A 22,359-nucleotide genomic window follows, 5' to 3' on the forward strand; every position below is an offset into this window, starting at 1 on the left:
GCAGGGGGGAAAGATGCTGGCACTTTATCCACTCCTTGACTCCAAAATCAAACCGATATGAACTGGATCAACGGACTCTTTTCAATTCCTTCGGCACTGCAGGCTGTGGTAGTCCTTTCGCTCATCTGTGCGATAGGTTTAGGCCTGGGGAAAATCAGGATAGGCGGCATCTCGCTGGGTATCGCCTTCGTCTTCTTCTTCGGCATCGCCGTAGGCAGCTTCGGCCTGACGGTAGACAGCCGGATGCTGGATTACTGTGAGACCTTCGGGCTGGTCATCTTCGTCTATACGCTCGGTCTGAGTGTCGGTCCCAATTTCTTCGGCTCTTTCCGACACGAAGGTACATCGTTCAATCTTTGGTCGCTGGGCGTGATCCTGCTGGGTACGGTGATGTCCGTGGCACTCGCCTATGCCGTGAAGGTGCCGATGTCCGACATGGTGGGCATCCTCTGCGGCGCGACGACGAACACGCCGGCGCTCGGTGCCGGGCAGCAGGCCCTGCAGCATGCAGGAGTCAGCGGTGCCCGCGCGGCACTGGCAACGGCGGTCACCTATCCGCTGGGTGTGGTAGGCGTCATCTTCGCCATGATCTTCATCCGCAGGTTCTTCGTCAGGCCGGACGACCTTGTCGTCCACTCCGCTTCGGATGATGACCATACTTACATCGGTCAGTTTGTCATCCTTAACCCGGCTGTCGACGGCAAGACGATTGCCACGGTAGCGCAGGGGACACATCTGAAGTTCATCATCTCGCGCATCTGGCGTGGAGAGGAGGTGATTGTCCCCAAGGGGACGACCGTGCTGCATACGAACGACAACCTGCTTGTCGCAACCAAGCGCGAAGAGGTATCTGCCATTGAAATCCTTTTCGGACAGAAGGTGAAACGCGACCTGAACAAGGAACAGGTGGACTGGAACCACCTTGACTCGAAAGTGGAAAGCCGTGTCATCGTGTTGTCGAAGGGTGTCCTGAACGGCAAACGGCTCGGACAGCTTCACCTGCGCGACGCATACAACGTCAATGTGAGCCGTATCCTGCGCAGCGACATCAAACTGCTTGCCACCGAGGACCTTGTCCTGCGCTATGGCGACCGCCTCACACTGGTGGGACAGCCGGAGGCTATCGACCATGCCGAGAAGTTCCTGGGCAACTCCGTAAAGACGCTCAACGAGCCGAATCTGGCCGTTATCTTCCTCGGGATGCTGCTCGGTCTGGCCCTGGGAACCATTCCGGTTTCGATTCCGGGAATGGAGTCGCCGATACGGCTGGGCATTGCCGGTGGCCCCATCATCATGGGTATCCTTGCCGGTGCGTTCGGCCCCCGTCTGCACCTCATCGCCTATACGACGCGCAGTGCGTCGCTCATGCTGCGCAAACTGGGGCTTTCGCTTTATCTGGCCTGCCTCGGGCTGGATGCCGGCAAGGACTTCCTTGCCACGGTTGTCCGTCCTGACGGACTGCTGTGGATCGGTCTGGGATTTGTCCTCACGGTTGTCCCGGTCGTCATCGTGGGAATCATTGCACTGCGGTTGAAGAAGTTCGACTTCGGTACGGTCTGTGGTATTCTCTGCGGATCGATGGCAAACCCGATGGCCCTGGGCTATGCCAACGACACCGTAAAGGGCGAGACCAGCAACATCAGTTATGCCACGGTCTATCCGCTGGGTATGTTCGTCCGGGTCATCATCGCCCAGGTGCTGGTGATGTTCTTCGTCTGACGGCTTATACTTTACGGCCATGGTCATCCGCCTGTCTCATCTGTCTGTAGGCTATTCGCCTTCCCTGCCGGTCGTCTCCGGCATCAATGCCGTGGTAAGGAGCGGACAGCTGACGTGTCTGACAGGCGAGAACGGCATCGGGAAGTCGACCCTGTTGAAGACGCTCACGGGATTCCTGCCGAAGCTGGGGGGCGAGCTGCTGCTGGACGGCAGGGAGGTCGGAACGTTCTCGCAGCGGGAACTGGCACGCCAGGTGAGCATCGTCCTGACGCAGAAGCCCGACATACAGAACCTGACGGTAGAGGAGGTGGCCGGCCTGGGGCGTTCGCCTTATACCGGTTTCTTCGGCCGCCTTCATGATGCGGACCGGACCGTCATCGCCGATGCCCTTGCCGCCGTGGGGATAGAGCCGCTGCGGCACAGGATGATCCAGACCCTCTCCGACGGCGAACGGCAGAAGGTGATGATAGCCAAGGCGCTCGCCCAGCAGACACCTGCCATCCTCCTGGACGAGCCGACGGCATTCCTTGATTTCCCCTCCAAGGCCGAGACTTTCCGGCTCTTGCAGCGGATGGCGCACGACCGTGACAAACTCATCCTGCTCTCTACCCACGATCTCGGGCTTGCCGTGCGGTTCGCCGACTGCCTGCTGGAAGTAAAAGACCGCTCGCTGCACCGCGTCTCCGCCGATGAGGTAAAGGCCTCCATGCAGGCTGTCCTCGACGGCTGAAGCATGGCTTCGGAAACATCCGTGTGCCGATGGCGTACCTGTTTAAACGCCTGCCCCCGTTTGTCATTCATCATCAAAAACAACAATATGAAAAAGAACGTATCAATCGTATTCTCCGCCCTCGTGGCAGCCATGACCTTCTTCAGCTGCGGCACGCAGCAGACTGCAACGCAACCAGCTGCAGCCCCTGTGCACAGAGACAGCATTGTAGCTGTCGAGCCGCTGAAGGAGGTGATTACGATTGCCGAAGCATTGGATATGTACCAGAACCCTGACAAGGCAGCGGCGATAACGAAAAAGTATGGCTATAAGCTGAAGTCCAACTATGAGGTTTACCGTCTGGACAGGTTCTCTAAGATGTATTACAAGAACTGTGCTCTGGCCAAGCTCCTCACGGCCGACAAGTATGCGGATTATCCGAAGCCGATGCGCAAGGGAGTGTCCAGTTACATTGCCTTCAAGGACGGGGCGGTCATCGTCGCCGTGTTCAACCAGGCGGCATACGATAATCTTGTGGCACAGGTGAAGGCGGCCGGCTTCACGCTGGATATGCCGGGGAGCGAGGATATCTACACCGACGGTGTCCGTACTATTGCCTGTTACAAAGACGGAAAGAGCGTGCGGATACAGTGAGAAGGTTCTCTTCCGGTTTCTCAGAGGTGTGTCAGACAGGGCGATGAACGTATGTCTGACACACCTCTCTATAAGTTGAAGACGGTGCCGGGACTGCACCGTCCGATTTTTTTTCATGGCAGACAATCTTTTTCAAAAGGGCTGGTGCCGTTCCTAAACATCTGATACCCATTATGTTGTTCCGGTCTGATAGATATTCTCTATCGTGTGATAGTTTTTATCTTTTGGAGATGCTGGATTCTGCACGTACCTTTGCATCACAAAACAGAAGAATTTATCACATAAACAGTTTTAGTTAGATATGGAACCAATTATCAATGCACATGCACCCGAGTTTACCGTCCAGGCTTTCCAGGACGGACAGTTCAAGACAGTTTCCAACAAAGACATTGAAGGAAAGTGGGCACTCTTCTTCTTCTATCCTGCCGACTTCACGTTCGTATGCCCTACGGAGCTGGAAGACCTGGCCGGCAAATACGAGCAGCTGAAGGGGATGGGAGTAGAGGTGTTCTCGGTAAGTACCGATACGCATTTCGTACACAAGGCATGGCACGATGCCTCTGAGAGAATCAAGAAAATCAAGTATACCATGCTTGCCGACCCTACAGGCGTACTGAGCCGTGGCTTCGGTGTCTACAAGGAGGATGAGGGAGTCGCTTACCGTGGCACGTTCCTTGTGAACCCGGAAGGGCTGATCAAGATTGCCGAAATCCAGGACAACAGCATCGGCCGGAATGCCGATGAGCTGGTACGCAAGGTCGAGGCAGCCCAGTTCGTAGCGACCCATGACGGGGAAGTCTGCCCGGCCAAGTGGAAGCAGGGCGGCGAGACGCTGAAGCCGAGCATCGACCTCGTCGGCAAGCTCTAAGACGTAAGCGGACATCAAATCGTCATAGAAGTCCCGGTGGAGGGAGGAGCCTGCGGGCTTTTTCTCTCCACTTTTTGTAGAATAAGCAGAGAATTCAACAAGTCCCATGATAGATCCAGATATACTTAAACAGACGGGAAGCGTCTTCAGTTCGCTCTCATCAGACATTACGCTCAGTGTCGTACGTAACAGCGACGACGCGCGGTCGGCGGAGTTTTCGGCTTTTGTAGAGGACATCGCTTCTGTATCCGACAGGATCAAGACCGTCAGCCGGGAGGGTGAACGGTTCTCGTTCAGCATCCTCCGCAATGGAAAAGCAACCGGAATCAGTTTCCGCGGTATCCCCAACGGCCATGAGTTCACCTCGCTCCTCCTTGCCATCCTCAATGCCGACGGACAGGGGAAGAATCTTCCCGATGAGGCAATCACCGCGCGTATCAAGGCTTTGAAAGGGGAGATCAGGCTCCGGACCTACGTCTCCCTTACCTGTACGAACTGTCCCGACGTGGTGCAGGCACTGAATGTGATGGCACTCGTCAACCCCCGTATCAGCCATGAGATGGTGGACGGCGGACTGTACCAGGACGAAATAGAGCGTCTGGGCATACAGGGTGTCCCTGCCGTCTATGTCAATGAAGAACCGCTCCACGTAGGACGCGGCGACCTCGGCGTGCTGCTGCAGGAACTGGAAGACAAGGTCGGGACGGACCATGACGGGGAGGCCGTGCTGCCTGTCCGTACGTATGATGTCCTTGTTCTCGGCGGCGGACCTGCCGGTGTTTCGGCCGCCATCTATTCCGCCCGGAAGGGGCTGAAGGTGGCCGTTGTGGCAGAACGTATCGGCGGACAGGTGAATGACACGACCGGCATCGAGAACCTTGTCTCGGTCGCCAGGACAACCGGCACGCAGCTCGCAGCCGATTTCCGCACGCATCTTTCAGACTATCCGATTGATATATTCGACAACCGGAAAGTGGTTGCTGTAAACCTGAAGGGCAAGCAGAAAAGTGTTTCCGTGCGTGGCGGCGAGACCTTTGAAGCCCCGGCGGTCATCCTTGCCACAGGTGCCGGCTGGCGTCGTCTCGGTCTGGCTGGTGAGGAAAGGTACATCGGCCATGGCGAGCACTTCTGTCCGCACTGCGACGGTCCTTTCTACAAAGGAAAGGATGTCGCGGTCATCGGTGGCGGTAATTCGGGCATCGAGGCTGCCATTGACCTGGCCGGCATCTGTCGTCATGTGACCGTTCTCGAGTTTGCTGATGCGATGCGTGCCGATGAGGTGCTGCAGCGGAAAGTTGCCGGTCTGCCCAATGTGAAAGTGTTCCTGTCTGCCCAGACAACGGCGCTTCTGGGTGACGGACAGAAGCTGTCGGGCATCACGGTGAAAGACCGTATCAGCGGTGAGGAACGCAATATTCCCCTGGACGGTGTTTTCGTACAAATAGGTCTGTCGCCGAACAGCGATGTCTTCAGGAACGAAGTAGAGCTGACTCCGCGCAAGGAGATTGTCATCGACGTGGCCAACCGTACCAGTCTGCCTGGTGTATACGCTGCCGGCGACGTGACGACGGTTCCTTACAAACAGATTGCGATTGCCCTGGGTGAAGGGGCCAAGGCTGCCCTGTCTGCCTTCGAGGACCGTATCCGTGGGGTGATATAAGCTACTGTAGTCTCTTACCTGAGTACAGTTTGAATCCGGTGTGATAAGCAGGGACTTTCTCTTCTGCTTATCCACCGGATTCTTTTGTGGTGTTTGTGGGAGGATGCGTCAGGACAGCGTTCCTCCTGAAATCAGGTTCTTCCGTTAAAAGTGTAGATGTTTTTCATATGGCTTTAACGGAAGAACCGAAGTGATTGATGAAACAAAAACATGGGCAAGACTGTCAACTGTCTATCCTGTCATCAGCCTCCGAGTCAAAGACCCTTTCATTTTAATACGTTGAAAAGACAGATAAGATTTTGAAAAACCATTACATAATTTCAAACAGATCATCAGTAAATGTAAAGAACACGTGTAAAAATCGGGTCTGTAACCAGCAGTCAATCAATCGGTTGTTAAGTCGTTTGTAAAAGGTGCCTGATTGGACTTCAAAAGGGCGTTGGTAACACGCTAAAGGAGCACCCATTGCAGGTCAATCAGGCATCTTTCAGGAGCCAGAAGAGCATGTGTCAGCTTTGCACTGCACAAAAATGTTTACAAACACCGATGATAGTGGAATAAGTTGTTTGTAGAAGACGGAAAGACAGGCTGACGGGCAGGCATCGTATCAATTTGTCTTTTCTGCCTTTTATCCTGTAGTTTACCCTCCTTTGCAAGACCATCCGTTTTTGGAGAGTCATACTATGCAAGTACACAAGCCCTTTATTCTATTCCCATCTATCCATTTAACGGAAGAACCTGAAATCAACCGTCATTCTGCAAAGAACAATCGCCGTCAGAGCACAAAGAATGCAGTGACGGCGATGGTCTTAGTCGGTTGAGGATAGAGGGGGGACGGTCGGCAGGGAAGGGAGACCTCTCTCGCAGTCCTGCGTTTTGACACACCCTCCGGTCTGTCCCGGGGCCAGTTGACGGAAAAAGGGAAGAAGGGCTTACTCCATGATCCTGAAGACGGCGGCCGATATGCCTTTCAGTTCGACGGCATCGCTGCCGCTCCCGGTCTTATAGACGGCCTTTCCTGTCGTAATCAACGGCTGGGCTTTCCCGATGTGTGGGAGCTTCGCCGATACCTTTCTGTCGCAGGGGTTGACGGCAACGACTACGGTTTCACCGCCGGCCGTACGTTTGTAGACCATGGGGTAGGGCTGGCTTTCCTTGCTGACAAGTTCCCATTCTCCGTTTCCATGCAATGCCGGGTGGGCATGGCGCAGGCGGACCAGTTCACGGGTGAAGTTCAGCAGGGAATTGGGGTCTTTCTCCTGTGCCTCCACCGTCAGCTTTCCGTCTTCCGTATCCACAGGGAAATAGAGCCGGGCAGGCTCGCAGGTGGAGAAGCCGGCGGTAGGACCGGCAGCCCACTGCATAGGAGTACGTGTCCCGGCACGTTCGTTGCTACCCTCTTTGGTAGGAAGATTCATCTGGTATTTCATGCCGATTTCGTCACCGTAATAGATGAACGGTACGCCCGGCATGGTCAGGAAGAAGGTCATGGCCACCTTCAGTTGGTCCATCGTGTTGCGCGTGCCGATGTTCGGACGCTGGAAATCGTGGTTGGCCGTCGGGATGGCGATGTAGCCGAGCAGCTTTGTGCGGTTGAAGGCTGCCGTGAAGTTGTCCACAAACTCCTTCACCTCTCCTTTCCCTGCCTTGTCGAAGTAGCAGAACTTGTACTCCTTGGAGATGTCCTGCCCCTCCCACGGCCGGCCGTTCGGTGTGTTGCGGTCGAAGAAGAGAGAGGGATAACCCTTGATGCCGAAGTGGATCATGAAGTCGATGTTGAAGCCGGCAGGGATGGCGACGGCCGGGTCGCTCCACTCGGATATCAGTACGCACTGGGGATAATGCCTGTCCTTCCATGCCCTCATCTCGTTCCACAGCTTTGACACCTCTTTCTTCCCCGGGTCGTTCTTGACGAGCGAAGAGGCCATATCCACACGGAAGCCGTCGATGCCCTTGTCAAACCAGAAGGCCATGATGTTCTTCATCTCCCGGCGTACGGCCTGCGGTCCGGGTGCCGTCACAGGCTGCTCCCAGGGATGAGAGGGGTCGGGATGGGCAAAGCCGTAGTTCAGGGCAGGCTGGCATTCAAAGAAGTTCTTCTCATAGTATTTGCCGCGTTTTGCGTCCATCTCCACATAACGCCCACGTGTGCTTCCCTCCGGATTGGCATCCCTGTGGCGTGCTTCAATCTCTTCCTTGTCTTTCTGTGAGATGGTGTCAGTCCATATATAATAGTCGGAATAACGCCCGTTGCGGTCGCCGTTCGCACATTCCTGGAACCACGGCGACTTCACGCTCGTGTGTCCTGCCACCAGGTCCAGGCAGACCTTTATGCCTCTTCTGTGGGCTTCGTTGACCAGCGTCACCATATCGGTATTCGTACCGAAGCGCGGGTCAATCTTGTAGAAGTCGATGACATCGTAGCCACCGTCAAACCATCCCGACTCGAATACGGGATTCAGCCACAAGGCATCCACGCCCAGCGACTTGATGTAATCCAGCCTGCTGGTGATGCCGGGCAGGTCTCCGATACCGTTCCCGTCCGTATCCATGTAAGAGGAAGGATAGATCTGATAGAAAACGGCATTGTCAAGCCATTGTGGGTTCGTGCCGATCTGGGCTGTCATGGGGACTGCCATGGCCAGTGCCGCCGCTGCTGTGATGATTTCTTTCTTCATTGTTTAAGTTTTTAGTTGTCAGGATGTCCGTCGGACTTCCTGTTGTGTTGTCTGATGCAAAAGTACGGATATCCTTTTGAAAAACAAAGGAAGAATAGGATGGAGGAGTCTGTGTTCCCTGAAAGTTGACAGCCGGAATATCCTTGGACATTCCGGCTGTGATAAGGAATCAGAACCGGCTTTATTTCTTATAGCCTGGATTCTGATGGAGATTCTTGTTCAGATTCAGCACCTCATAAGGAATCGGATAGACGCAGGTGTATCCCTGGGTGTCATCGAGATAATCGCCGGCAGAAGCATTGTGGCTGACACCGGGATAGCGGTCTGCCGTCGGCTGGGTGAAGGTGCAGAAGCGTATCTGGTCCTGACGCCGTACGCCTTCCCAGGCCAGTTCAATCATGCGTTCGTCAAGAATATCATTCAGGTTGAGCGAGGTGCGCAGGGTGGCGTGTGCCCGGTCCCTGACCTGGTTGACGAGTGTCAGTGCTGCCGCATGGTTGCCCAGCCGGTATTCTGCTTCCGCCTTCATCAGCAGCGCATCGCCATAACGCCAGATGACAAGGTCGTTGTTGTACTGCCCCTGTGCGGCTGCCGTCGGGTCGTACTCATACTTCTTGAAACGGGCACCGGCGCATTTCACGTCATGCTTGTCGGCATTGGCATCGAAGTCTACCACGACTGCCAGCGGACGGTAGGAGAGCGTCCCGCCGACACCGTCGTCCACGGTCTTGCCGCCGGTCTGCTGGGTGTACTCCTGCTCTACCCAGTAGTTCTGGCGCAGGCGTGGGTCTTCGTTGCTTTCCTTGTATCCCATCACTTTCATCGCCCGTACCGTGGCGCAGGCACCGTTCCATCCGTTGAAGCCGGCGGCACTCGCATGGTTGTAGTGTACGGAGCGGATCAGGTTGTAATCGGTAATCTTGTACGTTTTGTCGTCGTTCGGACGTACAAAGATGTTTTCGTTAGAGTTCTGGTTCTGTGTGACGAAGTTGTCGGCATAGTTCGGCGAGAGGGTGTAGCCGAAGCCTGCGAGCTTGTCCACGCAGTACTTCACGGTCTCCCAGCAGTTCCGTTCCGTCCCGTCTACAGTCATCTTGATGTCCATTCCCTTTGCCGATATGTTTGCACCGAGGGTCTCGCTGGCCTTGCATTCCTTCGATTTGTCGTCGCCGACAAACGCCTTGTAGCTGTCCGGGGCTACGTCATCCGTGTTGTAGACAGGTGCATTGAGGGCGCACTTTGCCAGACACATATAGGCAACAGGCTTGGTGATACGTCCGAAATACTTGCCGGTCTTCTGGCTCTGGTCATCTGCGAGGTCATGCATGGCCTCTGTCAGTTCCTTGACGACGAATTTGAACACATCCGAGCGGTTGCTCTGGTTGACATCGCTGGTTCCCTGCTTGGAAGACGTCACTACCGGCACCTGTCCGAAGAGATCCATCGCATAATAGTAATAGATGGCGCGCAGGGCACGCAGCTCGGACACATACGGCTTGTAGTCGGGATGTTCGCCGAGCATCGGCGTGAGCTGGTCGATGGAGCCGTTGCACTGCCCGATGATCTTGTAGATATGCTTCCAGTTGTTGTTGTAGGTGTCCACAGACGATGCGAAGTTGTGGAGGAAGAAGTTCTGCCACTTGCCGCCGTCTACCCAGTCGCCCTGCCGTCCTGGGAGGATGGCCTCGTCAGAAGTGAATTCCTGCAGACAGTGGATGGCGTCCGTACCGCCATAGATGCCGTCTCCGATCTCTGAATAGACCTTTGCCACAGAGTTGACATAGGTCAGCGTGGCATTTGCGAAAGCGTCAGTCTCTTTGAATTTGCTTTGAGGTGTCTCGTCCAGCGAGCAGGCTGCAAGCAGTGCCGTGGAGAGCAGTGCCATTCCGAAAATATGTTTCTTCATAATAGTATTCCTTTTTTTGTTTATCAAAACCTTAGAAATTAACAGACACATTGAACGAGAAGGTGCGTGTCAACGGGAAGAGACGCTTGTCGTCTACACCCAGTGTCCCGTAGGTCGTACGGCCTTCGTCGACACGGACGAGCGATGCGGAGTTGATCATCGGGGTCAGGCCGCTGTACCCGGTGAGGGTGCAGACGTTGTTGACGGCCAGTCCGAGATGGATGCTCTGGATCCAGTCGGCCTTGAGCTGCTTCTTGTCGAAGGTGTAGCCCAGCGTGATGTACTCGAAGTTCACGTAGTCGCCTTTCTCCAGCCAGTAATCGGAAATCTGTATGTCTTTGATTCCTTTCTCCGGAGCATCAGAAAGCACGTTGTAGGTCGGGAAGTTGCTGAGGTTGCTGTAGGTCATGCCCGTACCATTGTAGATCTTATGGCCGAAGGCACCGTTGAACTGCATGGTGAGATCCCAGTTCTTGTACTTGAAGGTGAAGTCCCAGCCAAGGTAAGCCTTTGGTATCGCCTGTCCGCACACCTTGCGGTCGCCGGAGTCGCCGGTGTCGATGGTTCCGTTCTTGTCGAGGTCTTCGATGATGTACTGTCCCTTGTCGTCGATGCCTTTGCAGTGGGGCAGGTAGAATACGCCGATCGGCTGTCCCTCCATGAGATAGGTCACACCGGTGTTCTGCGTCAGGCCGGCCGCATTGATGTTGGCAACCGGGATGTGCTCACTGGTCGTCAGTCTCTGTCCTTTATAGGTGCCGCTCAGCGAGTTCAGCTTGTTCTTCTGGAAGCTGAGGTTCATGCCGGAATTGAAGGTAAAGTCCTTTGTGCGGATGATGTCGCCGCGCACGCCGATTTCAAAGCCCGAATTGGTCATCTCACCCATGTTCGCCAGCAAGGTGTTGTAGGTGAATGGCGGAACAGGTACGGTATAGGTATAGAGCAGGTCCTTCGTCTTGGAAGTATACCAGTCCAAAGTAACGTTCAGACGGTTCCGGAAAGCTGCGAAGTCGATGCCGATGTCGAAGGTATGCTTTACCTCCCACTTCAGGTCAGGGTTGTCGTTGCTCTGGATGGCGTATGTCGTCGTGTTGACACCGTTCACCGAGGTCACGCCGTTCGGTGCGTAGAGGGCCAGTGAGTTGTAAGGAGCGATGACATCCTGGTTGCCCGTCACACCATATCCGAGACGGACTTTCAGGTTGTCCACCCAGCGCACCTCTTTCATGAACGGTTCCTGTGATACGACCCATGCGACAGATGCTGACGGGAACCAGCCCCACTTGTGGCCTTCACCCAGCTTTGAAGAGCCGTCAGTACGGAGGTTGACGGTTGCGATGTAGCGGTTGCCGTACATGTAATTCAGACGTGCCATGTAAGAGCAGAGGGTATATTCCGTAGACTCGGAGTCCACATCGCCCCAGGAGACGTTGGCACCGGCCTTCATGTTGTTGAAGCCGAAGTAATTGGTATCGAACTTGAACGACTGCTCTGAATTCCAGAAGGTCTTGTATTGCTGGCCCTCCATCAGGGCGAGTGCGTCGATATGGTGCTCGCCGAAGTCCTTGGTATAAGTCAGCTGCAGGTTGCCCATGATGTCCGTGCGCTTCATGTTGCTGATGTATGCCCAGCCGTTGCCGTTGATGCGTCCCTGCTGGATGTCGTTCGGCACGTAACGCTTGTGGTCGAGGTTCATGCGGGTATAGCTGCCGAAGGCACTGAGGAAGAGTCCGTCAGCCAGCGTGACGGTCGCCTTTCCATGGGCGTTGAGCGAACCTACGTCGAAGCGGTCCTGCACCTCCAGCTGTCCCAGCGGGTTGTATATCTCGTTGGCAAGGCGGTCTTCGTCCCACTCGCCTGTCTGCGGGTTCTTGTAGGTCGGGTAGGTCGGGTTGTAGGCGGCGGCAGAATAGAACATCTTCTGCGGGTCGTACTGCATCTTTCCGTCGCGCTCACTGCCCAGGACACCCAGCTCCAGCTTGAGCTTCTTGTTGAAGGCGTACTGCGTGGCATCCAGTTTCACGGTATAGTTGCGCATATCCGAGTTCTTCAATGCGCCCTGACGCTGTACGAAGCCGACGCTGGCGCGGTAGTTGCCGGAGTCGTTGCCGGACGAGTAGGCGATGTTGTGGGTCTGTGTCAGTCCGGCCGAACGCTCTATTTCGTCGAACCAATTGGTATTGCCGCCGAGGTCGGTGAATGCCACACCCATCTTGGTGGCAGTGGCACGGTAAGCATCCGCGCTCAGCATTTCAAGGTTCTTGAAGATGGTGTTCACGCCCAGCGTACCGTTGTAAGAAAGGGAGGCAAAGCCGTTCTTTCCTTTTGTCGTCGTGACGACGATGACACCGGCTGCACCGCGGGATCCGTACTGTGCCGTCTCCGAGGCATCCTTCAGAATGGTCATGCTCTCGATGTCGCCGGGCTGAAGGGCGTTGAACATGGTCATGTCAGCGAAGACTCCGTCGATGATCACCAGCGGGTCGTTACCGCCGGAGAGCGAAGAGGTGCCGCGCACGCGGATATTGGTAGACCCCATCGGGTCGCCGCCGTTCTGGCTGATGACGACACCGCTGACCTTTCCCTTCAGGGCATCGGCTGCCGTGGTTACGACACCCTTGTTCATATCGCCCTTGCCTACGCGCTCAATGGCTCCCGACACCGTACGCTTCGTGCCTACGGCATAACCGACGACGACTACCTCGTCGAGCTGCTTGTTGTCTTCAGAGAGAGAAACATTGATATTGGACTGGTTGCCTACAGCCACTTCCTTGTTGCTGTAGCCTACATAAGAGAAGACGAGCGTCGCACCGGGCTTCACATTGGGGAGCTTGAAGTTACCGTCAATATCGGTTACGGTACCGCCTTGTTCTCCTTTCACTTGGATGGTCGCACCAATCAATGGCTCACCCGACGCATCCTTCACACTTCCCTGTACCACTGACTGGGCATAGGAACTCATTGCACACGTCAGACCGACAGCTATCACTGCGGTCCGCTTCATAAACAATCTGCTGCTCATGAGGGATTAGATCTTTTAATAATTAGTTATACTTTATAGCTTCTTGTCCTGATGACTCTGATGTCAGTTATCGAAAAATCTGCTGCTGGCGTAGTACGTCGCCAGAGGACGGTATTGCCTCCGTTTACCGCACGTCGTTGATCGTTGCAAGGCAGAATAGTCGTAGGTTTTTAATCCCTTTTCCGCTGTCAAAGGTATTTTATTTTTTTCAAATAAACAAATAAGCGGACGATTAATTTTGAGCGTAGAGAAAACAATCAACAGTCTAAAAAGCAAGATGAAAGTGGCTTACGACGATATTCTTTTTCTTTTCCGGTTTTTTTGTTTCCCTTTCTGATGGTGCAGGGGAGCGGGATGTGCATTCACGGCAGGGTGAGCCTGTCCGCCGGATGGCCGTCTGGGTGGATCTGCCCGGACAGGGGGGTGCACCTTCCGGCGGCGGGCAGCCGGCTATGGGGACGGCTGCCGGGCGTTCTTTTGCTGGAGGGAGTCGGCCTTCAATTCCATCTGTGTCTGCCGGTAAGCCTTCAGAACGGGGTCTTCCTTTTCGTCAAGTCCATCCATTTTCTTGAATATCTCACGCAGTTGGGCAACGTGCCTGCGGTCGCGGCGATACCGTTTGTCCAGCATGATTCCCAGGTCGAACCCTCCCAGGCTGCTCGGGGGACGCTTCTCCAGAATGTCCCGCTTCGGCATCTTCTTCAGCATCCCCCGTCCGTCGACCGTCTGTTTCCCCACAACCACCACTTCGTCCAGATAGTGGGCGGCAGGGAAGAGGAAGACCGTGTCGCGCAGCACCTCCTCTCTCAGCAGTTTTTCGGGGACATATCCTTTCTTCTGGAAGCTGACAGTCTGAAAGGGGCCGGACAGGCTGATGTATCCTTGCCATGTCGTCTGCCCGGCGGGTTTCCCGTCTGCACTGACCAGTACATCACGTATCGGGAAACGTGTCGCACCATCGCATACCAGCACCTGCTGTGCATGCAGTGCGGCCGGCAGCAGCCACCACAGGGAAAGGAGAAGGGTACGTATAGGCATTGCAGTCTGTTCTTTGCTGCAAAGAAACACAAAAGTTCTCACATACACGTTTTCCCTAAACTTTTTTTATAGGCAGCAGGCAGGATATTAATAATGTTTGGCATATCCGAGCTGGACGCATGGGTCTGCCGTTACCTTCCTCTGCGGTTTTCCGATTCCCTGTGCAGCAGTCCCTTTTTCTCTTTCCGTTGTGGAGAACGCCGCACCTCTTCGGAAACAGGACGGCCTCTTCCTGCCGGAAAGGCGGGAGTCCGTAAAAGGTCGTCTTCAGCATCAGCGGTAAGGCGGGAAGTACCGGTGTCTGGGAACGGGATTCCCGGCTGTTGGGAACAGGATTCCCAGCCGTTGGGAACAGGATTCCCGACCGGTTGGGAACACCTGTCCCAGGAATGCGGACATCGGGACCGGTGTGTTTTTAACGTTTTTGCTTGACTGCTTTTCATCTTGTTTCTATACTGGGTTGACGGATTGATGGTGTGGTCTGACGGTTTGTACCGGCCGCTTTCGGGTTTGCTTTTCAATCCGGCTGGCCGGTTTAGGGTCGTCCGTCCGTCTCCTGCCCGGTCGGCCGGTGGTCTTATGGAGGCTGTTCTCCGTGGACAGGCCGCCTGTCTGCAGAATGTAAAAAGATGCACCGGTTATGCAGTTTTTATGTTGTCGTAAGGAGGTTCCGGAAAATTCCATGCCGCCATACGGAGGCTGCGTACCTGGGCTTCTTCGCGTCTTCGATGTTTCCATACGGTCTCTTCTGCTCTCTTTTTCAGTCACATAGCCTGTCATTTCTCCAAAGGAAGGATGGACGCAGCGGGTTGCCTGAAAGTGGGAAAGGGACATCCGATACAATTTACAGAATCTGCCTATAATGCTATTTAAGAGGTTCGGTATCTTGCAATTTGTAATCAACAGTACTGTTAAATATTCAATTTATTTATGTTTTCTTTTGTGTGTTAAATAAATATTCATACCTTTGCATCGGTTTTTATAGAGAATTTTACATTTATAATTTATTTTTTATGGTGAAAAGATTGTCAATGGTTTTAGCAGGTCTGTTCCTTTGCATAGGTGTTGCATTGGCGCAGACAGAGATTTCAGGAACTGTTGTTTCGGCTGATGGCGGTGAGCCTGTGGTAGGCGCATCCGTCCTGGTTGTCGGGACACAGATGGGAACTGTTACAGACATTGATGGTAATTTCCATCTGTCTGTACCTGAAGGGAAAAGTCAGTTGCGTTTCCAGTATGTAGGCTTGAAGACCCAGATTGTTCCGGTGAAGAACGGCATGCGTGTCGTGATGAAAGCAGATGCCGGTTCGCTCGACGAGGTGATTGTGACAGGATACGGTAACTTCAAGAAATCAAGTTTTACGGGTGCGGCAGCCAGCATCGACCCCGGCAAGCTGGCCGATGTGCCGGTGACATCCGTCCAGGACAAGCTGGCCGGTTCCATTCCTGGCGTTACGGTGACGAGTTCGTCCGGTGCTCCAGGTTCCGTCGGCAGCATCCGTGTCCGCGGTATGGGTTCCATCAATGCGGGCAACAATCCGTTGTATGTCATTGACGGTACACCGGTGATTTCCGGCGACCTCAGTGCCGCACAGTCAAGTTATAACGAGTCGGGAACAAGTGCGCTGGCAACGCTGAACAGCAATGACATCGAGTCGATTACCGTCATCAAGGACGCCGCTGCCGCTTCACTGTACGGTTCGCGTGCCGCCAACGGCGTGATCGTCATCACGACGAAGAGCGGCAAGAAGGGCAAGACCCATGTCGACTTCCGCAGCGACTGGGGTTTCTCCAACCTTGCCATCGACTATCGTCCCATGCTGGGCGGCGACGACCGTCGTGCGCTGTTGTCCCTCGGGCTCAAGAACTTCGCACTCTACAAGAAAGGCATGAGTGAAGCCGATGCGGAGGCCTTTGCAAAGAAGAACATCGAGAACTATGCTGCCAAGCCTACTGTAGGCTATGACGAAAGCGGCAATCCCATCCAGGAGTGGACCGACTGGAAAGACCTTCTTTTCAAAACGGGACACCATCAGAACTATCAGGTAAGCCTCAGCGGCGGCAGCGAGAACACGCAGTTCTACACCTCTCTGTCCTACATGAAGCAGACGGGTATCACCGCCAACCAGGCACTGGAGCGTTTCACGGGCAATGCCAACCTGACCCACAGGTTCGGACACTTCACCTTGAACTACTCCGCCTTGTTCACGAAGATGAACCAGCAGCTTGCCAATGAAGGCACGAGCTTTGCAAGTTCAATCGCCAACTATGCCTTCTTCCAGTCACCGTCCAGCATTGCCTATCTTCCTGACGGCAGCCTGGCATCAGGCGCACAGACGAAGAGCGTCGTCAAAATCAATCCGCTCTACGAGTACGAACACTCGAGCGACAAGAGCGACATCAAGCGTATGCTCAATTCGATCAGGATCGACTGGAACATCTGGGACGCGCTTCACCTGAGCGAGAAGGTCACCTACGACTATACCTCCAACACGGAGAACATCCTCTGGGACCGTTACTCCAACGACGGTGCGCCGGGTGCGGTGATGCAGCGGGTGGTAAGCGACCTCAGCCAGCTCAACGGCCAGACGCAGCTGTCATACGTGAAGAGCTTCGGTCTGCACAACGTGGATGCGCTGCTGGGTTATGAGACGGAAAAATACACTTACAGGTACAACTACATCAACGGTACCGATTATCCCGGCGATCTCTATGAGTTCGGCAATGCCGGTACGACCAGTGCCGAGAGCAACAAGAGCGGATACACGCTTGCCAGCTGGCTGGGCCGTGTCAACTACAACTACGACAACAGGTACTATGCCGGCGTAAGCTACCGCCGTGACGGCAGCAGCCGTCTGGCAAAGGCGAACCGCTGGGGCGACTTCTGGTCGGTATCAGCCGCATGGCGTTTCGGTGCGGAGAAGTTCATGGAACCGGTGAAGCACGTCCTCAGCGACGGCAAGCTGCGTGTCAGCTACGGTGTGAACGGTACGCTGCCGAGCAACTATTACGACTACATGAGCCTCTACAAGTTCGGACGCTACTACAACGGGAAGTCGGGCATGGCCATCGTCGGCATCGGTAACCCCGACCTGAAGTGGGAGAAGAACCGTGCATTCAATGTCGGTCTCGACCTCACCTTCCTCGACCGCATCTCCGTGACGTTCGATTACTATGTACGTACCACCTCCGACCTGATCTATGACCTGCCGGTTTCAGCCGTGCCGGGCTACTTCAGCGGTGACAGTCCTTACCTGCCGACTTCTCCGAAGAATGTCGGTTCGCTGCGCAACAACGGTTACGAGGTGACCATCACGAGCAACAACATCCAGACCAAGGACTTCTCATGGACAACCTCTCTGAACTTCGGACACAACCACAACAAGCTGACGAAGATCTACGGCGACCAGGACCAGATCATCAGCGGCATCCGCATCCACAAGGTCGGCGAGCCTTACTACAGTTTCTACGGCTACGAGTATGCAGGTGTCGACCCGGCGACAGGCAAGGAATCGTTCTATCTCAATGACGGAACCGCCGATGCCCGCAAGACGACCACCGACCCCAGCAAGGCCCACAAGGTCATCATCGGCAACCACGAGACCTCCCTCGAAGGAGGCCTGAGCAACAACCTTACCTGGAAGTTCATCGACTTCGGTCTGAACTTCACCTTCTCTCTCGGCGGCAAGGCCTACGACGGTGCAACATGGCAGCACAACAACGGATCCTACCTCTTCCGCGGTGCCGTTCCTGCCTACTATGACATCAACAAGACGTGGAAGGGTCCCGGCGACACCAGTGCCTCGCAGCCTGTATTCCAGTACGGCAACACAAGCGAGAACTCTTCGCGCTGGCTGATGCCGACAGACTATCTCCGTCTGAAGAGCCTGACGCTGGGTCTCACCGCTCCCGGCAACTGGGTGTCACGCTTCGGTCTGAGCAAGGCCCGCTTCTACTTCGCAGCAAGCAACCTCCTCACATGGAAGTCGAAAGACCTCACGGTCGATCCGGAGATGCGTGTCGACGGCGTATGCACATTCCAGACACCTGCCCTACGCACATTCACCTTCGGTCTGGAACTGGGTTTCTAATTGTTTAACAGATGATGATTATTTATGAAAAGAACTTATAAGAACATATATACATGGATGCTGGCTGCCGCAGTAGCGTTCGGCCTTGCATCCTGCGGAGACGACTTCTTCGACCAGCAGCCTTCCGACGGAGTAGATGCCGGCAAGGCACTCAAGAACAGTTCAGACCTCGAGACCGCCCGGACGGGTATGTACCAGGCGTTGAAGGGGTCATCGAATTTCACCGACTACTATGGTGCGCAGATGTTCCTTTACGGCGAGATGCACGGCGAGGATCTGCAGTATAACCAGAACTTCGGCAGCAACCGCGCCGGGTTCTACTACAAGATGGAGTACACCTCGGCAAGCAGCTTCAGCCAGTCGACGGCCATCTGGCAGTCGCCTTACATGGTCATCGGCAGTGCGAACCGCATCATCGAGGCGGCCGACGGCGGCAAGCTGTCCGACAAGACAGAAGCGGCGGCAGCCATCGCACAGTACCGTGCCGAGGCTCTGGTACTGCGTGCCATGGCCACCTTCGACCTCACCCGCATCTACGGCAAGACCTATACCGAGGACAACGGCGCATCGCTGGGCGTGCCATTGGTGACCAAGGTGCTTGACAGCAATGAAAAGCCCGGCCGCAACACCGTTGCCGAATGTTATGCACAGGTCATCAAGGACCTCAAGGAAGCCATCAGCTCCGGTGCATTGATGACGACCTCTTCCAAGGAGAATGTCGGGTACATCAACCTCAATGCTGCAAAGGCACTGCTCGCCCGTGTCTATCTGACGAAAGGCGACTGGGCGGACGCTCTCTCGACGGCGGAGGATGTCATCGACAACTCCGGCAAGCAGCTCTGGACCCGCGACCAGTATGTCGCTGCATGGGGCAAGGACAACAGAGATCACGTCAACGAGATGCTTTTCGAACTGTCTGTCACCAACACTAAGGACTGGAACGACCGTGATGGCATCGCCTACCTCTACGCCGAGGACGGCGACAACGGCATCGGTTACAGCGATGTCTGCGCCACGAAGAACTTCGTCGACCTGCTGGCGCAGGATCCGGCCGACATCCGTGCCGATGTCTTCCTGAAGGCAACACAGGATGAGGGCGACAAGGTGTTCGGCGGAGCGAAGGTCTATCTGAACAAGATGCCGGGTGTAGGCGGTGACCCGCGCTATGCCAATGTCCCGATGCTCCGTCTCTCGGAAGTCTACCTCACGGCTGCCGAGGCCGCCTTCAAGTCGGGCGACAAGGCAAAGGCCGCACAGTATCTGAACGATGTCATCAAGAACCGCACGACAGATACCTCACGCCTGGTTACGGCTGCCGACATCACAGCAGCGCGCATCTCACTGGAACGCCGCAAGGAACTCGTGGGCGAGGGACAGCGTTTCTTCGATGCCGTCCGCAACAACGAGACCATCACCCGCTACACGGATGACGACCACCGGGGATGGCATGATGTCCTGACAGAAGAGGCCCGGAGCTACAACCGTGATTACTACAAGTCGCTGCCGGCTATCCCAAGTTATGAGACGGATGCCAATCCGACACTCAAGGCACAGCAGAATCCCGGTTACGGCGAGTAGGTCCGCAGCCTGCTCATAGATTCTCCTTACACTGGGGAACTGACTGCATGATGCAGCCGGTTCCCCTTTTTCTATGCCATTTTAGAATTATTACAGGTCGGGGATGCGACTGTCCGGCGTTTTTTTCCTACTTTTGTTGTGACATATCAAACTTGACAAGACGATGACGCTACAACAACTTGAATACATCATGGCAGTCTACCGGCTCAGACACTTCGCAAAGGCGGCCGACTACTGCGATGTGACACAGCCCACCCTCAGTTCGATGATACAGAAACTGGAGGACGAACTCGGCGTGAAAATCTTCGACCGCAAGCGGCAGCCTATCCAGCCGACAAAGGCAGGCATGAAGGTGATAGAGGAGGCATGGAAGGTGCTTTCAAGGGCAAAGAAGCTCCGGCAGACCGTCGAAGAGGAGAAACAGACGCTTACCGGCACCTTTGAAGTGGGTGTCCTGCCCACCATCGCACCCTATCTCATCCCGCGCTTCTTTCCCCAGCTGATGAACGAACACCCGGAGATGGACGTCAGGATTACGGAAATGAAGACAGAAGATATGTGCAGGGCTGTCAGGAGGGGCGACATCGACGCCGGCATTCTGGCAAGGGTCGGCGGCCTGGAGGGAATGGACTGCACGCCACTCTACCATGAACAGTTCCTCGCCTATGTGGCTGAAAACGACCCTCTCTTCAGCAAGGAGTTCATCCGTCCGTCCGACCTGTCAGGCGAATACCTCTGGCTGCTGGACGAAGGGCACTGTTTCCGCGACCAGCTGGTGAAGTTCTGCCATCTGAAGTCGGCGGCACGGAGCAAGAAGAGCTATAACCTGGGAAGCATAGAGACCTTCATGCGGATCGTGGAGAACGGCAAGGGCGTCACCTTCATTCCGCAGCTTGCCCTGACCCAGTTGAACGACGGGCAGAAACGACTTGTCCGGCCGTTTGCCCACCCTGTTCCTTCACGTGAAATCATCCTTATGACCTCGCCCAGTTTCATCCGCCGTACGCTGCTCGGTATGTTTGCCAAATGGATCAAGGATTCATTGCCGGAGGAAATCAGCAAGTAGCATCCGGGCGACGGGCCTGCGCATCCTCCACCCAAAACGGACGGCGGAAACGGGAAAGGACTATCCTTGCACAAGACGAGAAAAGACTTTACAATCAATGCGGGAAATTCTTGTTCTCCTCCATCCTGACCTACGCTTTCGGGAATGAAAACGGTCACCTCGACTCCAGCCAGCCCTCATCTGCTTTCCGGTTAACGCCTGCCAGCATTCCAAGCAAGGCTTACTTGCACGTCAATTAACGCCTGTCTGGCCTGCAAGTAAGCACTGTTTCAAAACGGCAATCCATATTGCTGTCTTTGAGCTATTTACAAGTTCTTCCATCTTCTTCCGATTCCGTGTACCGCCCTCTCTCCCGAAAGAAAGAGAGACATAGGCTTCGGAAAGAACCCGGACATACGGAAGAGTAAATTATAAGGACAAAAAGAACACCTGTTCTTTGTAGACAATCCTAAAAACAATCTCCGGCTGTCATCACGACAACCGGGGATTTTCTTAAATATTAAGTACTTTTATCTGGTCAAGATTACTAAAGGACTGTAACGGTATAACCTCCCCCTGCAGCCTGTTCCGGACAGACACAGGAGACGGTCAGATGTCAAGCAGTTTGATGGAAGCGCGGAAGTAACCTTTGTTCGCTTCCGGATTCCACATGGCCGTAGCCGTCACCGGCATAGGATGCTTGCCGATTTTCAGCTTATAGGTCACGTTGACCCGCACATCGTTGACACCGGCCGACTTGCCGTAGAATGTGGCATGGCTGCCGTCCTCCGGGCTCAGGGCGAAGGCTGCGCCGACAGAGGGAGTCACGACGAAATCCTCGTCTTCATAAACCTTGTAAGAAGCCTGCACGAAGGTGGAATAGAGGTTCTTGTCGTTCAGAGCACCGCGGTCGCGCCCGGCAAGAATGGTCGACCAGGAAAGGCTCAGGGGGAACTTCTCGCCGAAGTCGTAGCTGACGGCGGCATCGATGAAGTGTCCTGTCGTGCGGGCATTATAGTTGAAGATACGGTACGCCTTGTCGTTGGCATAGATACCGTCGGAGAAGTTGTAAATGTCCCAGACGGCGAGTTTGAATCCGCCATGGGTGTAGGAAGCATAATAGTCGAACTCCTTGTAGTCACCGTCCGTCTGCATTCCGCCCCACAGTCCGAAGCGGAAGTGGTCGTTGTTGTCGGAGATGGAGACGTCATTGTCGAAGGTCAGTCCCTTTGAGACCTCAAGTCCGCGCCACAGATGGGCTGTCTCCAGTTCTGATACAAAGTGCAGTTTCTGTGCGTTGGCTGTGAAAGAAACAAGGCTCAAGGCAGCCGCGCAGGCCATTTTGAATAGATTTTTCGTCATAGTTTTCTGTATTGTGATGAGGGCGTGCA

13 protein-coding genes are annotated in these 22,359 nt (G+C 54.8%); 8 read left to right on the plus strand and 5 right to left on the minus strand.

Annotated elements, in window-relative coordinates; genetic code table 11:
• Positions 1–57: 57 nt before the first annotated feature.
• The 5 genes from J4864_RS06065 to ahpF all read left to right on the plus strand — a co-directional run bounded on the left by J4864_RS06065 (position 58) and on the right by ahpF (position 5,610).
• Positions 58–1,719, plus strand: a complete 1,662-nt coding sequence (locus tag J4864_RS06065; protein WP_211814088.1) for a putative transporter — start codon at positions 58–60, stop codon at positions 1,717–1,719.
• Positions 1,720–1,738: 19 nt separating this feature from the next.
• Positions 1,739–2,449 carry an ABC transporter ATP-binding protein gene (locus tag J4864_RS06070; protein ID WP_211814089.1) on the plus strand — a complete coding sequence of 237 codons (711 nt, stop codon included), beginning with the start codon at positions 1,739–1,741 and terminating at the stop codon, positions 2,447–2,449.
• Positions 2,450–2,536: 87 nt separating this feature from the next.
• Entirely contained in the window at positions 2,537–3,082 is a 546-nt protein-coding gene (locus J4864_RS06075) for a hypothetical protein (RefSeq protein ID WP_211814090.1), read from the plus strand.
• A 301-nt stretch (positions 3,083–3,383) separates the two neighbouring features.
• A complete protein-coding gene (gene ahpC, locus J4864_RS06080) occupies positions 3,384–3,950 on the plus strand; it encodes an alkyl hydroperoxide reductase subunit C (RefSeq protein ID WP_007367927.1) in 567 nt (188 codons plus the stop codon).
• A 106-nt stretch (positions 3,951–4,056) separates the two neighbouring features.
• Positions 4,057–5,610, plus strand: a complete 1,554-nt coding sequence (ahpF, locus tag J4864_RS06085; protein WP_211814091.1) for an alkyl hydroperoxide reductase subunit F — start codon at positions 4,057–4,059, stop codon at positions 5,608–5,610.
• 932 nt (positions 5,611–6,542) lie between these two features.
• On the opposite strand, the gene J4864_RS06090 is transcribed toward ahpF, so the two are convergent.
• From J4864_RS06090 to J4864_RS06105, 4 genes are all read right to left on the minus strand, one after another.
• Positions 6,543–8,288: an alpha-amylase family glycosyl hydrolase gene (locus tag J4864_RS06090; RefSeq protein WP_211814092.1), complete on the minus strand. Its 1,746-nt coding sequence runs from the start codon at positions 8,286–8,288 to the stop codon at positions 6,543–6,545.
• A 181-nt stretch (positions 8,289–8,469) separates the two neighbouring features.
• On the minus strand, positions 8,470–10,194 hold the full coding sequence (locus J4864_RS06095; RefSeq protein WP_211814093.1) for a RagB/SusD family nutrient uptake outer membrane protein: 1,725 nt from the start codon (positions 10,192–10,194) through the stop codon (positions 8,470–8,472).
• A 31-nt stretch (positions 10,195–10,225) separates the two neighbouring features.
• A complete protein-coding gene (locus J4864_RS06100) occupies positions 10,226–13,216 on the minus strand; it encodes a SusC/RagA family TonB-linked outer membrane protein (protein WP_211814094.1) in 2,991 nt (996 codons plus the stop codon).
• A 450-nt stretch (positions 13,217–13,666) separates the two neighbouring features.
• Complete coding sequence (locus J4864_RS06105) at positions 13,667–14,254, minus strand: hypothetical protein (RefSeq protein ID WP_211814095.1); 588 nt, start codon at positions 14,252–14,254, stop codon at positions 13,667–13,669.
• A gap of 1,013 nt (positions 14,255–15,267) precedes the next feature.
• Here J4864_RS06105 and J4864_RS06110 point away from each other — a divergent pair.
• From J4864_RS06110 to J4864_RS06120, 3 genes are all read left to right on the plus strand, one after another.
• The gene (locus tag J4864_RS06110; RefSeq protein ID WP_211814096.1) at positions 15,268–18,345 is read left to right on the plus strand and encodes a SusC/RagA family TonB-linked outer membrane protein; all 3,078 of its coding nucleotides are present in this window, start codon (positions 15,268–15,270) and stop codon (positions 18,343–18,345) included.
• A 24-nt stretch (positions 18,346–18,369) separates the two neighbouring features.
• Entirely contained in the window at positions 18,370–19,923 is a 1,554-nt protein-coding gene (locus J4864_RS06115) for a RagB/SusD family nutrient uptake outer membrane protein (RefSeq protein ID WP_211814097.1), read from the plus strand.
• A gap of 163 nt (positions 19,924–20,086) precedes the next feature.
• Positions 20,087–20,989, plus strand: a complete 903-nt coding sequence (locus J4864_RS06120; protein ID WP_211814098.1) for a hydrogen peroxide-inducible genes activator — start codon at positions 20,087–20,089, stop codon at positions 20,987–20,989.
• A 588-nt stretch (positions 20,990–21,577) separates the two neighbouring features.
• Here the strand turns inward: J4864_RS06120 and J4864_RS06125 are convergent.
• On the minus strand, positions 21,578–22,330 hold the full coding sequence (locus tag J4864_RS06125) for a hypothetical protein (protein WP_036877366.1): 753 nt from the start codon (positions 22,328–22,330) through the stop codon (positions 21,578–21,580).
• Positions 22,331–22,359: the final 29 nt, after the last annotated feature.

This window comes from Prevotella multiformis (assembly GCF_018127985.1).
GTDB classification, from domain to species: domain Bacteria; phylum Bacteroidota; class Bacteroidia; order Bacteroidales; family Bacteroidaceae; genus Prevotella; species Prevotella multiformis.

What these genes read in the sequence shown, in the direction of transcription:
- J4864_RS06065 (WP_211814088.1), top strand. Translation starts at nt 58, where the DNA reads ATGAACTGGATCAACGGACTCTTTTCAATTCCTTCGGCACTGCAGGCT.
- J4864_RS06070 (WP_211814089.1), top strand. Translation starts at nt 1,739, where the DNA reads ATGGTCATCCGCCTGTCTCATCTGTCTGTAGGCTATTCGCCTTCCCTG.
- J4864_RS06075 (WP_211814090.1), top strand. Translation starts at nt 2,537, where the DNA reads ATGAAAAAGAACGTATCAATCGTATTCTCCGCCCTCGTGGCAGCCATG.
- ahpC (WP_007367927.1), top strand. Translation starts at nt 3,384, where the DNA reads ATGGAACCAATTATCAATGCACATGCACCCGAGTTTACCGTCCAGGCT.
- ahpF (WP_211814091.1), top strand. Translation starts at nt 4,057, where the DNA reads ATGATAGATCCAGATATACTTAAACAGACGGGAAGCGTCTTCAGTTCG.
- J4864_RS06090 (WP_211814092.1), bottom strand. Translation starts at nt 8,288, where the DNA reads ATGAAGAAAGAAATCATCACAGCAGCGGCGGCACTGGCCATGGCAGTC.
- J4864_RS06095 (WP_211814093.1), bottom strand. Translation starts at nt 10,194, where the DNA reads ATGAAGAAACATATTTTCGGAATGGCACTGCTCTCCACGGCACTGCTT.
- J4864_RS06100 (WP_211814094.1), bottom strand. Translation starts at nt 13,216, where the DNA reads ATGAGCAGCAGATTGTTTATGAAGCGGACCGCAGTGATAGCTGTCGGT.
- J4864_RS06105 (WP_211814095.1), bottom strand. Translation starts at nt 14,254, where the DNA reads ATGCCTATACGTACCCTTCTCCTTTCCCTGTGGTGGCTGCTGCCGGCC.
- J4864_RS06110 (WP_211814096.1), top strand. Translation starts at nt 15,268, where the DNA reads ATGGTGAAAAGATTGTCAATGGTTTTAGCAGGTCTGTTCCTTTGCATA.
- J4864_RS06115 (WP_211814097.1), top strand. Translation starts at nt 18,370, where the DNA reads ATGAAAAGAACTTATAAGAACATATATACATGGATGCTGGCTGCCGCA.
- J4864_RS06120 (WP_211814098.1), top strand. Translation starts at nt 20,087, where the DNA reads ATGACGCTACAACAACTTGAATACATCATGGCAGTCTACCGGCTCAGA.
- J4864_RS06125 (WP_036877366.1), bottom strand. Translation starts at nt 22,330, where the DNA reads ATGACGAAAAATCTATTCAAAATGGCCTGCGCGGCTGCCTTGAGCCTT.